Origin of the sequence: Pseudomonas sp. 32_A (genome assembly GCF_017490905.1) — a bacterium.
GTDB classification, from domain to species: Bacteria; Pseudomonadota; Gammaproteobacteria; order Pseudomonadales; family Pseudomonadaceae; genus Aquipseudomonas; species Aquipseudomonas inefficax.
The window spans coordinates 74,839-90,625 of the sequence record NZ_JAFGYI010000014.1; the positions used below are offsets into that span (position 1 = coordinate 74,839).

General features: G+C 64.6%; 14 protein-coding genes and 1 pseudogene. 4 read left to right on the top strand and 11 right to left on the bottom strand.

Annotation, left to right across the window (positions count from 1 at the left end):
• Positions 1-11 precede the first annotated feature (11 nt).
• From ccmI to ccmA, 9 genes and pseudogenes are all read right to left on the bottom strand, one after another.
• Entirely contained in the window at positions 12-1,199 is a 1,188-nt protein-coding gene (ccmI, locus tag J5M58_RS11140) for a c-type cytochrome biogenesis protein CcmI (RefSeq protein WP_112253060.1), read from the bottom strand.
• Entirely contained in the window at positions 1,192-1,680 is a 489-nt protein-coding gene (locus J5M58_RS11145; protein ID WP_207878135.1) for a cytochrome c-type biogenesis protein, read from the bottom strand. The genes ccmI and J5M58_RS11145 overlap by 8 nt, the downstream gene beginning before the upstream one ends.
• Positions 1,677-2,213 (bottom strand): DsbE family thiol:disulfide interchange protein, encoded by a 537-nt coding sequence (locus tag J5M58_RS11150; protein WP_023663391.1) that lies wholly within the window; start codon positions 2,211-2,213, stop codon positions 1,677-1,679. Before J5M58_RS11150 ends, J5M58_RS11145 begins: the two co-directional genes overlap by 4 nt.
• Positions 2,210-4,183, bottom strand: coding sequence for a heme lyase CcmF/NrfE family subunit (locus J5M58_RS11155; protein WP_181457375.1), 1,974 nt, complete (start codon positions 4,181-4,183; stop codon positions 2,210-2,212). The genes J5M58_RS11150 and J5M58_RS11155 overlap by 4 nt, the downstream gene beginning before the upstream one ends.
• Positions 4,184-4,198: 15 nt before the next feature.
• Positions 4,199-4,650 (bottom strand): annotated as a pseudogene (gene ccmE / locus J5M58_RS11160) (cytochrome c maturation protein CcmE); the annotation flags it as partial.
• Positions 4,647-4,823: a heme exporter protein CcmD gene (ccmD, locus tag J5M58_RS11165; RefSeq protein WP_013973562.1), complete on the bottom strand. Its 177-nt coding sequence runs from the start codon at positions 4,821-4,823 to the stop codon at positions 4,647-4,649. The pseudogene ccmE and the gene ccmD, both read right to left, overlap by 4 nt.
• Positions 4,820-5,587 carry a heme ABC transporter permease gene (locus J5M58_RS11170; protein ID WP_207878136.1) on the bottom strand — a complete coding sequence of 256 codons (768 nt, stop codon included), beginning with the start codon at positions 5,585-5,587 and terminating at the stop codon, positions 4,820-4,822. The genes ccmD and J5M58_RS11170 overlap by 4 nt, the downstream gene beginning before the upstream one ends.
• 46 nt (positions 5,588-5,633) lie before the next feature.
• Positions 5,634-6,302, bottom strand: coding sequence for a heme exporter protein CcmB (gene ccmB / locus J5M58_RS11175; protein WP_012273477.1), 669 nt, complete (start codon positions 6,300-6,302; stop codon positions 5,634-5,636).
• A complete protein-coding gene (ccmA, locus tag J5M58_RS11180; RefSeq protein ID WP_207878137.1) occupies positions 6,299-6,931 on the bottom strand; it encodes a cytochrome c biogenesis heme-transporting ATPase CcmA in 633 nt (210 codons plus the stop codon). Before ccmA ends, ccmB begins: the two co-directional genes overlap by 4 nt.
• 265 nt (positions 6,932-7,196) lie before the next feature.
• Here ccmA and J5M58_RS11185 point away from each other — a divergent pair, with 265 nt between their 5' ends.
• The 4 genes from J5M58_RS11185 (at position 7,197) to J5M58_RS11200 (ending at position 14,834) form a co-directional block, all read left to right on the top strand.
• Positions 7,197-8,753: a flagellar hook-length control protein FliK gene (locus J5M58_RS11185; protein ID WP_207878138.1), complete on the top strand. Its 1,557-nt coding sequence runs from the start codon at positions 7,197-7,199 to the stop codon at positions 8,751-8,753.
• Positions 8,750-9,094: an EscU/YscU/HrcU family type III secretion system export apparatus switch protein gene (locus J5M58_RS11190; RefSeq protein WP_112253065.1), complete on the top strand. Its 345-nt coding sequence runs from the start codon at positions 8,750-8,752 to the stop codon at positions 9,092-9,094. The genes J5M58_RS11185 and J5M58_RS11190 overlap by 4 nt, the downstream gene beginning before the upstream one ends.
• A gap of 131 nt (positions 9,095-9,225) precedes the next feature.
• On the top strand, positions 9,226-11,976 hold the full coding sequence (locus tag J5M58_RS11195) for a DUF6543 domain-containing protein (protein WP_207878139.1): 2,751 nt from the start codon (positions 9,226-9,228) through the stop codon (positions 11,974-11,976).
• On the top strand, positions 11,973-14,834 hold the full coding sequence (locus tag J5M58_RS11200) for a DUF6543 domain-containing protein (protein WP_207878140.1): 2,862 nt from the start codon (positions 11,973-11,975) through the stop codon (positions 14,832-14,834). Before J5M58_RS11195 ends, J5M58_RS11200 begins: the two co-directional genes overlap by 4 nt.
• Positions 14,835-14,890: 56 nt before the next feature.
• On the opposite strand, the gene J5M58_RS11205 is transcribed toward J5M58_RS11200, so the two are convergent.
• Positions 14,891-15,286: a DUF2802 domain-containing protein gene (locus J5M58_RS11205; RefSeq protein ID WP_112253068.1), complete on the bottom strand. Its 396-nt coding sequence runs from the start codon at positions 15,284-15,286 to the stop codon at positions 14,891-14,893.
• Between the two features lies 1 nt (position 15,287).
• The gene (locus tag J5M58_RS11210) at positions 15,288-15,767 is read right to left on the bottom strand and encodes a chemotaxis protein CheW (protein WP_003254393.1); all 480 of its coding nucleotides are present in this window, start codon (positions 15,765-15,767) and stop codon (positions 15,288-15,290) included.
• Positions 15,768-15,787 lie beyond the last annotated feature (20 nt).

Consider the following 15,787-nt stretch of genomic DNA (forward strand, 5'->3'; position numbering starts at 1 on the left):
GCATTGCTCTCTTACGGGTCGGGGCTGTCGATGGTCAGGTGCTGGATGGCCTGGGTGGCGCTGGGCAATGGCGTGCCCTGGCCAATCCACTCGCCATGGGTTGGCTGGCCAGCGCGTGATACACGTGCAACGAGTTGGACTTCGGCAAAGTCCGACAGTTTCATCTGCGGCATCATGGCGTCGGCGTCGGACAACTCCACCTCGATCGGCAATTGCGCCACGGTCACCCGCTTGGCCGCCAGCGGCATGGGTGGGCCATTGCTGGCGCGGGCGAAGATGAACACCGTGTCATCCGGCTTGACCTTGTCCTTCAACGCCGCCGCCAGCTCCACGCGCACCTTCAAGCGAGCCGCCACGGGCGCCGCCTGCCCCGGCGATCCACCCAGGCGCTCGGCGGCGCGATCGATACCGCCCTGCAGCGCCGCTCGCGAGGCATCACCTTCCGGCAACTGCGCCAGCAGGCGCTTCCAGTAGTCGATGGCTTCCTGGTAACGCTCGCCCTCGAATGCAGCGATACCACGCAGGCCCAGGCTGGTCACTTCGTTGGGGTCGGCTTTCAGTGCCTCGTCAGTCAGCGCCTGCAGTTGCGGGCTCCATTTCTTGTCGGCCGCGAAGTACAGCGCCTGTGCCCACTGCCCGAGCAATTCGGGCTGGCGACCGGCCAGGTTCACGGCGCGCTCGAAGGTACGCGCGGCATCGGCGGGGCGCTGCTCGGCCATGTAGGCTCGGCCCAGGAAGTACACGGCCTCGGCGGAATCCGGCTGGGTCTGTACCACCCGTTCCAGGCGGGCAGTCATTTCTTCCATCGACTTGGGCGCCTCGGCAAACTCCTGGGTCAACTCCACCTTGTCGGCCGCGCCGAAATGCAGGTACAGCCCCAATGCCAGCAGCGGCACCAGCAGCGCCGCCAGCAACGGCAGGGCCTTGCCCAGATGCCCCTGGCGCGGGGCTTCAGCACCCTCGGTATCCGCCAGCAGCTCACGGCCGGCCTCGTCACGGCCCTTGGCCATCTGCGCCTCGTCGAGCACGCCGGCGGCCTGCTGGGCAGCCAGTTCGGCGATGCGCTCCTGGTACAGGGCCACGTTCAGGGCTGTACGGTCTTCTTCCTGCTGGCGGCCACGGCCACGCAGGATCGGGATCAGCAGGAAGCTGAGGGCAGCGAGCAGCAGCAGGCCCGCGCTAAGCCAGAATTCAATCATGAGTCTGTTCTTTTTCCAGCAATTTGGCGAGACGCTCGCGTTCTTCGGCAGACAACTCGTTGGCGCCCTGCACGGCCGCACCGCGACGCCGGCGCACGATCAGCGCCAGCACCACGAAACCACCGGCCAGCAAAATCCCCGGGCCGAACCAAAGCAGCCAGGTACTCCCGCTGAGCGCCGGCTTGTAACGCACGAAGTCGCCATAGCGGTCGACCATGAAGTCGACGATCTGCTGGTTGCTCTTGCCCTCGCCGAGCATGCGGAAGATTTCCCGACGCAGGTCGGCGGCAATCGGCGCGTTGGAGTCGGCGATGTCCTGGTTCTGGCACTTGGGGCAGCGCAGCTCCTTGGTCAGCTGCTGGTAGCGCTCACGCTCGGCATCGTCGCGAAACTGGTAGGTGTCGATGGCCGCCTTGGCCACGCCTGCCAGGCTCAACCCCATGAAGAGCCCCAGCACGGCAGCTGCCAGCCCGCGCTTCATGGCTTGGCCTCGTCGACCAGGCCCTGGTACAGCGGCGCCAGCTGCTCACGCCAGACCGTGGCATCGACCACGCCCACGTGCTTGTAGCGGATGATGCCCTTGGCATCGATCAGGAAGGTTTCCGGCGCGCCATACACGCCCAGGTCCAGGCCCAGGCTGCCCTGCTCGTCACGAATGTCCAGCTGGTACGGGTTGTGGAACTCGGCCAGCCACTTCAGGGCCGCCGCATTGTCGTCCTTGTAGTTGACGCCGTGGATCACCACGCCCTGCTGGGCCAGCTGGTTCAGGTACGGGTGCTCGACCTTGCACGACGGGCACCAGGTGGCCCACACGTTGACCAGTGCCGGGCGGCCACGCAAGTCGGCCTCGGTCAGGGTACGGTCGCCCTGGGTCGAGGCCAGGGAAAACGCCGGGAACGGCTTGCCGATCATTGCCGAGGGCAGCTCGTCGGGCTTGAGGAACAGCCCTTTGTAGAGGAACACCGCCACCAGCAGGAATACCGCCAGGGGGACTACCATGATCCAACGCTTCATGCAGCTGCTCCAGACACGCCCAGGGCATCACGCACCCGGGTCTTGACCTTGACGCGATAGCGCCGGTCGAGGGCCGCCAGCAACCCGCCCAGGCCGGTCAGCAGACCGCCCAGCCAGATCCAGCGGACGTAAGGCTTGATATGCACGCGTACCGCCCAGGCGCCGTTCTCCAGCGGCTCACCGAGGGCGACGTACAGGTCACGGGTGAAGCCGGCGTCGATGCCGGCTTCGGTCATCATCGACTGCTGCACGGTGTACAGGCGCTTCTCAGGATGCAGGGTGGTCACTTCACGGCCATCCCGGCTGACCACCACGGTGCCCTTGTCGGAGATGAAGTTCGGCCCTTCGAAGTGCCTGGCGCCCTGGAACAGGAACTGGTACCCGCCCAGCTCCACGCTCTCGCCCGGCGCCATGCGCAGGTCGCGTTCGGCGCTGTTGTTGCTCGACAGCACCACGCCCAGCGCGCACACCGCCAGGCCCAGGTGCGCCAGCTGCATGCCCCAGTAGCTGCGACCCAGCCCGGGCAGGCCCTTGAGCAGGCCTTTGTGGCGGGTCTTGTCGAGGATATCGCGCAGCCCGCCAAGTACCACCCAGGCGGCCAGGGCGAAGGCGGTCAGGGTTGGCCAGTCGAAATCGTCAACGATAAAGCCCGCTACCGGCGCAAGGATGGCGCTACCGATCAGCACTGGGGTCATCATGCTGGCCAGCCATTTGCCGGGGGTGTCTTTCCAGCGCACCACCACGCCCACACCCAGCACCACCATCAACAGTGCCATGAGCGGCAGGAACAAGGCATCGAAATACGGTGGGCCGACCGACAGCTTGGCCCCGGTGAGCGCATCGAGCACCAGTGGGTACAGGGTACCGAGCAGAATCATCGACGCCGCCACCACCAGCACCAGGTTGTTGGCCAGCAGCAGTGTCTCGCGCGACCACAGGGCAAAGCCGACCTGGCTCTTGACCACCGGTGCGCGCAAGGCGAACAGGGTGAGCGAACCACCGACCACGAACAGCAGGAAGATCAGGATGAAAATGCCCCGCGACGGGTCGGCGGCAAAGGCGTGCACCGAGGTCAGCACACCGGAGCGCACCAGGAAGGTACCCAGCAGGCTCAACGAGAACGCGGCAATCGCCAGCAGCACGGTCCAGCTCTTGAACACCCCGCGCTTCTCGGTCACCGCCAGCGAATGGATAAGCGCCGTACCCACCAGCCAGGGCATGAACGAGGCGTTTTCCACCGGGTCCCAGAACCACCAGCCACCCCAGCCCAACTCATAGTAGGCCCACCACGAGCCCAGGGTAATACCGACGCCGAGGAAGGCCCAGGCAACGATGGTCCAGGGCCGCGACCAGCGCGCCCAGGCGGCGTCCAGGCGGCCACCGAGCAAGGCGGCGATGGCGAAGGCGAAGGCCACCGAGAACCCGACGTAGCCCATGTACAGCATCGGCGGGTGGACGATCAGGCCAAAGTCCTGCAATAGCGGGTTGAGGTCGCGGCCATCGGTCGGCACCTGCGGCAGCAGGCGCTGGAACGGGTTGGAGGTGATGATCAGGAAGCTCAGGAAGCCCACGCTGATCATGCCCATCACCGCCAGCACGCGGGCCAGCATCACCTGCGGCAGCTGCCGCGAGAACACCGAAACGGCGAAGGTCCAGCCGCCGAGGATCAGCGCCCACAGCAGCAGCGAACCTTCGTGGGCGCCCCACACGGCACTGAACTTGTAGTACCAGGGCAAGGCGCTGTTGGAGTTGCTGGCCACATAGGCGACCGAGAAGTTGTCGGTCATGAAGGCATGAGTCAGGCAGGCGAAGGCAAAGGCCAGGAAAGCGAACTGCCCCCAGGCCGCCGGCCGCGCCAGGCTCATCCACAGGCTGTCGCCACGCCAGGCGCCCAGCAGCGGCACGCTGGCCTGCACGACGGCAAAGCAGATGGCCAGGATCATCGCCAGCTGGCCGAGCTCGGGGATCACCAGCGCCGCGTTCATGGCCTTGCCTCCCCGCCAGTGGCGGCCTGGCCGCTTTCCTTCAGGGCCTTGGTGACCTCGGGCGGCATGTACTTCTCGTCATGCTTGGCCAGTACTTCATCGGCCACTACCACGCCGTCGGCGTTGAGCTTGCCGAGGGCGACGATGCCCTGCCCTTCGCGGAACAGGTCGGGGAGGATGCCACGGTAGGTAATCGGCACCGACTTGTTGAAGTCGGTGACCACGAAGCGCACGTCCAGCGAATCGGACGAGCGCTGCACCGAACCTTTTTCGACCATGCCGCCGGCGCGGATGCGGGTGTCCAGCGGCGCTTCGCCGTTGGCGATCTGGGTCGGGGTGTAGAACAGGTTGATGTTTTGCTGCAATGCGCTCAAGGCAAAGCCGACGGCAACCCCGACGCCGACCAGCAGGCCGACGATGAGCAACAGGCGTTTCTTGCGCTGCGGATTCACTGGTTGTTCTCCCGGCGCAAACGGCGCGCCTCATCTTGCAGGTAGCGACGGCGGGCCAGCACGGGCGCGGCGACATTCAACGCCAGCACCGCCAGGCAGATGCCATAGGCCGTCCACACGTACAGGCCATGGTGGCCCATGGCGAGAAAGTCACCGAAGGTGGCGAAACTCATTGTGCGGCCCTCCGCCCCAGGCTGTTCAATACTTCATCCTTGACCCAACTGGCGCGTGCCTCGCGCTTGAGTACTTCAAGGCGCATGCGCAGCAACAGCACAGTGCCAAAGAAGCAGTAGAAGCCCAGCGCCGTGCACAGCAGCGGCAGCCACATTTCTGCGGGCATCGCCGGTTTTTCGGTGAGGGTGAAGGTGGCACCCTGGTGCAGGGTGTTCCACCACTCCACCGAGTACTTGATGATCGGGATGTTCACCACGCCGACAATCGCCAGTACCGCGCAGGCCTTGGCTGCACTGTCACGATTACTGATTGCCTGGCCCAGCGCAATGATGCCGAAGTACAGGAACAGCAGGATGAGCATGGACGTAAGGCGGGCATCCCAGACCCACCAGCTACCCCAGGTTGGCTTGCCCCAGATGGCCCCGGTGACCAGCGCCACGGCGGTCATCCAGGCACCAATCGGTGCAGCGCATTGCAGGGCGACGTCGGCCAGTTTCATCTTCCACACCAGCCCCACCACCCCGGCCACTGCCAGCAGCACGTAGCAGGACTGCGCCAGCATCGCCGCCGGCACATGGATGTAGATGATGCGGAAGCTGTTGCCTTGCTGGTAGTCCTGCGGTGCAAAGGCCAGGCCCCAGGTGATGCCGACCAGCAGCAGGAGCACGGCAGCGCCGGCAAGCCACGGCAGCATGCGGCCGCTGATGGCATAGAACCATTTGGGGGAGCCCAGCTTGTGGAACCACGTCCAGCTTATTTTCATCAGGGTACATCCAGGGTATTGGCCGGGCTTGAAAGCCCGGGACTCGTTATTCGCCGACGCTGATCTTCAGGCCGGCCGCTATCGCAAAGGGTGCCAGGGTCACGGCCAGGGCCGTCAGGCTGGCGAGCCAGAGCAGGTGGCCGGTTGCCGGCATATTCTGCAACGCCGCTTGCAACGCACCACTGCCCAGGATCAATACAGGGATATACAACGGCAGAATCAGCAATGCCAGCAGCAAACCGCCGCGTTTCAGACCGACTGTCAGCGCCGCGCCCACCGCGCCCAAAAGGCTCAGCACGGGCGTACCCAGCAGCAGCGAACCGAGCAGCACCGGCAGGCAATGGCTCGGCAGGCCCAGCATCAGCGCCAGCAGCGGCGCCAACAATACCAGCGCCAGCCCGGAAAAGATCCAGTGCGCCAGCACCTTGGCCAGCACCAGCAGCGCCAACGGGTGTGGCGACAGCACCCACTGCTCCAGCGAGCCATCCTCGAAATCGCTGCGGAACAGGCCGTCCAGCGACAACAGCACCGCCAGCAGTGCCGCTACCCAGACCAGGCCCGGCGACAAGGTTTGCAACAATTGGCTTTCCGGGCCGACTGCCAACGGGAACAGCGCAACCACGATGGCGAAGAATACCAAAGGGTTGGCCAGCTCGGCCGGGCGGCGGAACAGCAGGCGCGCTTCGCGGCGCAACAACAGGATGAATACGCTCATGCCGCCCATTGCCCCAGGTTAAGTTCACGGTAACCGGAGGGCTTGCGTTCCAGTGTGTGGTGAGTGGTCAGCACCACTGTGCCGCCCTGCTCGCAGTGGGCCGCCAGGTGCGCCTCGAGTTGCGCCACACCCTGCTTGTCGAGGGCGGTGAAGGGTTCGTCGAGAATCCACAGCGGTGGGCTGGCCAGGTACAGCCGGGCCAGGGCCACGCGGCGCTGCTGGCCGGCCGAGAGAGTGTGGCAGGGCACGTCTTCGAAACCGCGCAGGCCAACGGCCTCCAGCGCCGCCCAGATCGCCTCGCGGCTGGCCGGCTGGTGCAGGGCGCACAACCAGGTGAGGTTTTCCTCGGCGGTGAGCAGGTCCTTGATGCCAGCGGCATGGCCGATCCACAACAGGATGCTGGCCAGGGCGTGGCGCTGCTCGGCCAGTGGCTTGCCGCCCAGCAGGATCTGCCCGGCGGTCGGCTGCATCAGGCCGGCCAACAGACGCAGCAGGCTGGTCTTGCCGCTGCCGTTGGGGCCGCTGATCTGCAGCATGTCGCCGGGCCGCAGCTCGAATGCGAGGTGCTCGAACAGCAGGCGCCAGTCGCGCTCGCAGGCCAGGCCCGCGGCTTGGAGGTGAAGGGTCACGGTTTCGCCTTATCTTTGTAGGGCTTCAGAATGGTGTTGTCCGCTTCGCGGGTGAACCCGCTCCCACAGGGTTCTGCGCAGCTTTCAAGCCTTGCGCCGTACCTGTGGGAGCGGGTTCACCCGCGAAGCAGACGACACCGCTCTGAAGCCTTGTGTCTCAAGTCGCCCCCTACGCTGCCGTTATACTGGCAACCACGGGCGGTCGGCATTATTACACGTGCCACCGCGCTGCCAAGAGGGTGGGCTCGACAGGTTGTATACAATCATGACTGAAATCAATAGTCTCGGCACACAAACCACGGTCAGCCCCCAGGCCATCAAGGCGGGCATGACCGGCGAACTGCTGCGCCTGACGCAACCGCAGCCAGGTTTGATGGCGCCCGGCGAGACCGCGCAGGCCGAGGTCATGTCGTTGCGCCAGGTGGGCCAGGACTTCCAGCTGGTGCTGCGGCTGATGCAGGCCAACGGCGCCCAGACCCAGTTGCAGGCCAGCGCCAGCCAGCCCTTGCCCCAGGGCAGCCAGGTCACGGTCAGCCAGCCCGAAAGCAACCGCCTGGCGATCATGCTGCAACAGGCCAGCGCCAGCCAGATCGCCACCCTCACCCGCCTGGACACCAGCAAGGTGCCGGTCGGCACCCTGTTGCAGGGCAAGGTCCTGACCAACCAGGTGCTGGCCCAGGCGCCCGGCCAGCCAGCCGCCTACCGGGCGCTGGTCAGCCTGCTCAACAGTGCCCAGGCCGGTGCTACCCTGAGCGTGGACAGCCCGCGCCCGCTGGCCGTCGGCAGCCTGCTCAGCGCGCTGGTGCAGGGCGACCAGTCACTGCGTTTCGTACCGCTCAGCGGCCGCCAGGACCAGCTCAGCATTGCCCAGCAGTTGCTGACCCAGCAAAACCGCCAGGCTTCGCTGCCCGGCCTGCTCAATGCCCTGCAGCAGGTGGCCCGTGACCCGAGCACCGATGGCGAACTGCGAGCCAGCGCCGAACGCCTGTTGGCCAGCCTGCCGGAAGCCCGGCAACTGGGTGATGCCAAGGCAGTGGCCCAAGCCCTGAACAACAGCGGCGCCTTTCTCGAAGCGAAACTGCTGGGCGGTTTCCCGGCCAGCGTCGCCACCGACCTCAAGGCGCACTTGCTGCGGCTGATCAACGTCGTACCGGCCAGCGTACCCGGGGCGCCCAACCTCTCGCCCGCCGTCCTGGCCGTTACCATGCCGGCGTTGGCCCGCAGCGCGCTGGGGATGCTCGAACGGGTCAGCCCCAAGCCGCAACCGGGCGCATTCCCGCTGCCGTCGCGCCTGCTCAAGGCCATGGAGGACGAAGGCGACCTGCAACAACTGCTGCGCCTGGCCGCCGCTGCCGTATCTCGGCTGCAAAGCCATGCCATGAGCAGCCTGCAACAAACCGGTACCCTGGAAAACGGCAACCTGCAAACCACCTGGCAAACCGAAGTGCCGATCCGTCACGGCCAGGAGTTCATCCCGTTGCAGGTCAAGCTGCAGCGCGAAGAAACGCCACAGCAGCAGGCCGACCGCCAGCAGGAATCAGCCGACCCGCTGCAAGCCCTGTGGCGTATCGAGCTGGCTTTCGACCTATCGCCCCTTGGCCCGGTGCAGGTCCAGGCACAACTGAGTCAAGGCCGCCTGGGTGGCCAGCTTTGGGCGGAACGCGAGGCGACAGCCCGGCTGATCGACAGCCAGCTCGGCAGCTTGCGCGAACGCCTGTTGGCGCGGGGCCTGGATGTGGGTGATCTGGAATGCCATCCTGGTATCCCGCCACAAGGCCCGCGTACGCGGGTAGAACAACGTTGGGTGGATGAGAACGCATGACGCACCAACCTGCACGGCAGGCGATTGCCCTGTTCTACGACGGGCAGCAAGCCCCTACCCTCACCGCCAAGGGCGACGATGCGCTGGCCGAGGCCATCCTGGCTCTGGCCCGCGAGCACGAAGTGCCGATCTACGAAAATGCCGAGCTGGTGCGTCTGCTGGCGCGCCTGGAGCTGGGGGACCAGATACCGGAGGCGCTGTACCTGACCATTGCCGAAATCATCGCCTTTGCCTGGCACCTGCGGGGCAAAGTGCCTGCGGGATTCGATGACGAACCTGCCGCCCCAGGGACAACCCCACCGCTGCTAGGAAGGCTGCTGCCCGGAGGCGAAGGCGCCTGACACCAGCCCTTGCCCTTGCGAGGGTCACGGGGTGATGAGAACGGCCAGGCCCCGCACCGACATATCTACCACCGCTTTTCCGTGCCCCTGCTCCAACCTTGCCGGCTTCATCTCAGCGCAAGGTACCCCCCATGCATTCGACTCGCATCAACGTGATGGGCACGCATTACGTTATAGACCACCTCGGCCATGTGCCTCGCCCCGATCGTGAAGCCAACCGCGCCATCCGCCAATGGCTCGCGCAGCAAGGCCAGGACCTGGACCCGGACCAGCTCGACGTCGTTACCCTCCACTACTGCCCGGACGGTGCAGGTGGCCAGCTGGCCGCGATCAGCCAGCGCACCAGCCTGACCCAGGCACTGCTGGGCAACTGGCAGGGCGAGTCGGCCAGTGACGTGTTCGGCAAGCTGCTGCAAGCACCGTGGGCCGGTGCATTACCCGCAGGCCCGCTACGGTTGGTGGAAACCCTCCCGGCACCCGGCTTCAATCACTACGGGGCCCCCTTCGAGGTATTCAACGGCCTGTTCCGGCGCACTGCCCCGCAACGCTACGACGCTTCCACCCATCTGCCGGTAAGCGCCGAAGCCTTCCAGCAGTTCATCAGCAACCTGGACTTCCAGCAGCCTTTCAAGGCGGCGCTGGATGTGTACTGGCGTGACCATCTGCACAGTCACAGGCTGGCGCTGAAGCTCAACTTCATCGCAGCCTGCAACAGACAGGTCAGCGAGGGCAGCCTCAGCGAGCCTGCACGGCAACTGGTCTGGCAAGCGGCCGGGCTGATGCCACGGCGTAACAGGCTGCGACGCAGCACGTTGAGCATCTACGGCTATGCCGCAACCGACCTGCTGTACCTGAACGACCCCGCCACCGACCTGACAGTGCTGTACGTTCCTGGCAACAGCTCACCGTTGTTGACGTTCAGTAGCGAACGAGAATTGAAGGCCTGGGTCGGCGAACAATGCAAAGACCCGACCAAACGCCAGGCCCTGAAACAGCACTTTCGCCTGGCCGATTGCCCGCAAGGCCTCGATTTCAGCGGCCTGGACACTGCCATGGAGGGGCTGGGCGTCTACCCTGAACGTCACCTGCTGCCGCCCGAACACGGCTATTTCAACGACGACGGCACCTGGCCGCCGCAGACCTATGTCAATTATCGACCTACCAAGTACAACCCAAGAATCAAGGGCGACCTTTTCCAGGCATTGGCCGAGCGCCAGCGTCAGCGCAGCTACGACGATGCCGCGTTTCTGATCACGGCTGACAGCGAAGTCATCAAGGCCAGGTGGCGTGGCTACCTGGCCACTACGCTCAACCTGCTGGCGCCACTGTGCCTGGTGGTACCCGGCCTGGGGCCGCTGCTGGCCATCGGTGGCATCGCCCAGCTTGGCCTGGGGCTCGACCAGGCAATCAACGGCAAGTCACTGCAGCAGCAGGAAGGCATCGGCAACATCACCTGGGGCCTGTTCAACGCCTTGCCCCTGGCGGCAGGCGCTGCCGCAAGGGGCAAGGCACTGTTCGAATTCAAGGTCGAGGGTTTCGCGCCGCCGACGCGGCTGAATGAACAGATCGGCTACCCCCTGAGCCCGCTCTCGCCACCGCGCTTCCCCGAGCCCGAGGGCGCACGCTACTTCCATATCACCGACCCGATAGAGCCACTGGAGGACGCTGACCAGGCAGTTGCCGACGCCGTCATTCGTACGCCCCAGTACGATGGTGAGCCAGACACCCTGGCAGCGAACATCGATGGCTACAACGCCAGGGTGATCTACGACATGGAGCGGGACGTATTCATTCGGGCAGAAGACCTGAACCAGGTCGACCCTGTCGGCTTCGTGGCGGTACCCGGCAGCCGGAACCTGCGCCCCGCGCCGCAAGGGCGCGTGGTGACCCATGCGATGCGCAGTCGTACCCTGCGGGCGCTGGGAGTGGACCTGCCATTGCCGCTACAGGTGCCGGCCAGAGCGCCGGGCAGTTGGCCAATACCCAAGCACATTTCCTGCCTGTGGGTCGGTGACCAGATCATCGGCCCCGAACTGCTGGCCAACTTGGGCCAGAACGCAGCGCGGTTGCAAGGCAGCGAATACAGGATGCGGTTGTTCCTTTCCAGCACTGCCCGGCAGGCCTATGCCGAAAACCTGGAGCTGCTGGCCAGTCATGCCCCGGGTTTGCAGGTGCTGCCCTTGGAAGAGCAGGCCTTCTTCAGGGCTTTCCGCCAAAGCAGGTACTACGCGCAGTACGACGCTGCCCTGGATGGCAACGGCGGCGTTGCCCGCAACTATGCATCGGCATGCGATGTGCTGCGCTACCCGATGCTGCACCACGAAGGTGGCTTGTACATGGATGTCGATGACACCTTGCTCGCGCCAGGCGAATACTCATTGATCATCGACGGCCAACCGGTAGGTGCCGCCGGTGAACCCATCGATCAGGTCGAGTTGAGCACGGACGCCAATGGGCTGCTGCTGGTACCGCCCATGTCCAATGAAAAGATGAGCATGAACAGCCTCTACAACTCCAGCCTTATCGGCAGCCACCCCGGCAACCCTACCCTGGAGGCCATTTCCGAAGAGATGTACGCACGCTACCAGCTCAATCGCGACTTCTACGACAGCAAGCCCAGCCTGGCTGAAGACCCGGGGAGCTTCTATGAGTATGCCAGCCGCCTGAGCTACCTCACCGGCCCTGCCCTGCTCAGCGACGTGGTCGATCGGCAACTGCCGAGCCTGCGCATCCTGCGACAGCTCACCAACCTCTATGGGATGCCGCGCATCAATGCCTACCGGTTCGTCGATCTGCCACGCATGCGCGATTCGGTGCGTACGCTCCTGCCCCTGAACCGCTTCGCCACTGTCGGTGGCAACCATTCCTGGAGCCAAACATGAACCCGCGCCAACCTGTGGTCGGCGCAGCCGGCCAAGACTACGTCAAGGCAATGCTGGGTTCCGTGCCTCGCCCTGACCGCAGTGCCAGTGCAGCCATCCGCGAATGGGCCAGCCAACAGCGGCTGGATGTGGAACCTGACAACACGCTTGCGGTGACCTTGCATTGCAAATTCGTTCCCAAGCGGGGCTGGCTGGCCAAGGTCGTCCAACAAATGAACCTGACCGAAGCGCTGCTTGGCAACTGGCAGCAAAGTGGCTACTCCAAGGTTGCCGAGCAAACCGCGCAGTTGCTGCTAAGAGGCGGGACGGCCACCGTCGACCTGCTAGGTGTACTGCCGGAGCTGTCCCTGCCACACGGTCGAGCGCCCTGGGCCCAGGCCTTCAGCAATGGTCAGGTGACGATCGTCGATGAATTGCCAGGAAGCGGCCTGGACCACGACATCGATGTGCACACCGAATTCCATGGCCTTTTCCGCCAGACCGCACCCATGCGCTACGACGCCAGCACTTATGTGCAGTTCGACGCCACGACCTTCCAGTCCTTCATCTGGCAACTCGACTTCCAGGGTGTATTCAAACGCCAGCTCGATGACTTCTGGGCCCATGCCGCCAGCCAGTACAGCGTCAGCGCGTGCATCGCATTCCTCGCTGCCTGCAACCGGCAGGCATTGCGGGGCAACCTCAGCGAACAGGGACGCAGCCTGGCGTGGCGGGCGGCAGGCGCGGAACGCTGGCACCACGGCGCCAGCCTCAGTGCCAACGGGGTAGAGGCCAGGTTGCTGAACATCAATGGCTACCCATCGAGCGACATCCTCTGCCTGAGCGATACGCGCAGCCGCCTGACCTTGCTGTACATACCGGGCAATGCGGCGCCGTTGCATGAGTTCGCCACCCCGGGCGCCATGCGTGCGTGGCTTGCCAGGCAGTGCCGCGACGCCGACAAACGGGCGGCCCTGCTTGCCCACTTCAGGGCCTGCGATATTCCGGACAGGATTGGCCGGTCGGGGTTGCGTCGGGTACTTCAAGGCATGGGCGATTTCCCGCCCCGCCAGATCATCCTGCCTGCAACCAGCGTGTATCGCCTGGCCAGGGTATGGAACCCGCATACCCTGATCAACTACAAGGCAGACACCTCCAGCCCGAGCATCGAATACAACCTGTTCGAGGCATTGACGGTGGTACAACGTCAACGCAGCCAATCCGACGCCGACTTCCTGATCACGCGCGACAGTGAAGTGACCAAGGCCGCATGGCGCAGCTATTTCTACCTGACCATGAACCTGGCCACACCGTTTCTGCTGGTGGTTCCCGGACTGCTACCCCTGGCTGCCGTGGCCGGGGTGGCCCAATTTACAGTGGGCCTGGACCAGGCGCTGCACGGCAAGGATGTGAACCAACAGCTCGAAGGCGCGGAGCAGGCCGTGTTCGGCCTGCTGAACGCAGCCCCGGGGCTGGCGCGCGGGGTCAAGGCGAGCAAGGCGCTGTTCGGCCAACGCCCCATTGGCTTCATCAAACCGGTGAGGCTCAATGGCCGCATAGGCTACCCGCTGAGCCCGGTCTCGCCGCCACGCTGGCCCGGGCCTGCGATGACACCCTATTTCCAGGACCTGGCAGTAGCGGGCGATCAGGTAGCCGCCAGCTGGTCCGGCGCCGATTCACACATTGCCCGCTGCGTAACACGGCGCAGGGCATTCGGCACAGGTGACGAACTGATCGGCGATGTGGGCAATGGCCCGCACCCGCTCTACTACGACGCCCGACGGGACAGCTTCGTGCTCAAGTACCCCAACGGCACACGCGGCGCCCAGCACTATGTGGCCAGCGCCGATCCGCTGCAGCCGATCGGCCGGCTGCTGCCCGATACGGACCCATTGCGGGAAATCAGCCCGGCATCGCGCTCGCGCACGCTGCGGGCACTGGGTATCGATCTGCAGCTGCCCGTCGACCTCGATGCCCTGGGGACTGCACCAGGCATACCCGTCCCCAGGCAGGTATTTCACATCTGGCTGGGTGACAGGACGATCGCCGGTGATTACCTGGCTGCGCTCGACAACAACGTGCAGGCACTGCGCAACAGCGATTTCACGCTCAAGCTCTACCTCTCCAACGTCAACCCTCGGGCATTCGAACGCAACATGACCCTGCTGCAGGCCCGCATCGACGAGGGGTTGAAGGTTGCAGTGCTGGAGCACCAGACCTTCTATCATCAATTCGCGGCAAGTGAATACTTCGGCCAGTACCAAGCTGCGCTGGAAGGGAATGGCGGTGTGGCGAGCAACTTCTCCTCGGCCTCCGACATCTTGCGCTACCGCGTCCTGCACAGCGAAGGGGGCATCTACCTGGATATCGACGACCATCTGCTGGTCGAGCCGGACGCAACCGGGCAGCTGCGGGCAAAGATCGACAGCGTACCGCTCACCACGCCCCTCGACGGGCTGCTGTTGAGGAGCCCGGTGTGCAATGCGCAATTGGGAATGTATACCAGCTACAACACCAGCATGATTGGTAGCCGCGCTGGCAATCCGGTGCTGAACGCCATTTCCGACGAGATCCTGGCCCGCTACCGCACCCCGGAGGGCCAGGCGTTCTACGAGGCCCCCAAACCGCCGCGACAGCATGCGGCGGCATTCCAGTCCTATACCGAAAGGCTCAACACGCTGACCGGGCCTGCGGTGCTCAACCATGTGATCGACCAACGTCTACCTGAGCTCTACACCTTCAGGCAGGTGGCGGACCTGGCAAACATGCACACCCTGAACTACGACGCGCTGCTGGATGAAGCAGCACAACGGCGTGCAGAGCTGCGGTTGCTACCCCTGGAAGAGGTAGCAATGGCGGGGAACGCACAGGGTTACTGACGGCCGGACGGGCTTGCGCGGCCACTGTATCAGGGGCCGCGCAATGCTCATGGCAATCAGTTGCTGCGATGCAGCTTGCTCATCAGCTCTGCCTCGGCCTGGGTCAGGCCGCAGCTTTCGGTCAGCTCGGCCACGCTGGCGCCCATGCCCACCAGCTTGGCCGCCTGGGTGAAGGTGACGTTGTGCGGGTCGCGCTGCTCCAGCTGCTGGATCTTGTCTGGCAGCGGGGCAACCGCCACGCGCAGGTCGTGCAGCGCCTCGCCCATGCGCACGGTACCGTTCTGGTAGTCGTCCAGGCGTTTGGCGAGGTCCTTGATGCGCTGGTCACGCAGCGCATCACCCTCTGCCTGCTGCGCGGCCAGCTCGCGCTGGCGCTTGCTGTAGTTGAGGAAGAACCACAGGCTCAGCGCCCAGACCAGCGCCAGGAAGATGACAGCAACCTCTAGGATCAACTCAGATGTTCTCCAGCTCGGACCATTCTTCCTCGGTCATCATCTTGTCCAGCTCGACCAGGATCAGCAGTTCACCATTCTTGTTGCACACGCCCTGGATGAACTTGGCCGACTCTTCGTTACCCACGTTCGGCGCGGTCTCGATCTCGGACTGGCGCAGGTACACCACCTCGGCCACGCTGTCGACGAGGATGCCGACCACTTGCTTGTCGGCCTCGATGATGACGATACGGGTGTTGTCGGTGACTTCGGTCGGCATCAGGCCAAAGCGCTGGCGGGTGTCGATCACGGTCACCACGTTACCGCGCAGGTTGATGATGCCCAGCACGTAGCTTGGCGCACCCGGCACCGGGGCGATCTCGGTGTAGCGCAACACTTCCTGCACCTGCATCACATTGATGCCGTAGGACTCATTGTCCAGACGGAAGGTAACCCACTGCAGGATCGGATCTTCGGAACCTTGTGCAGACGACTTTTTCATTCCCCTACCCTCAAAATCCG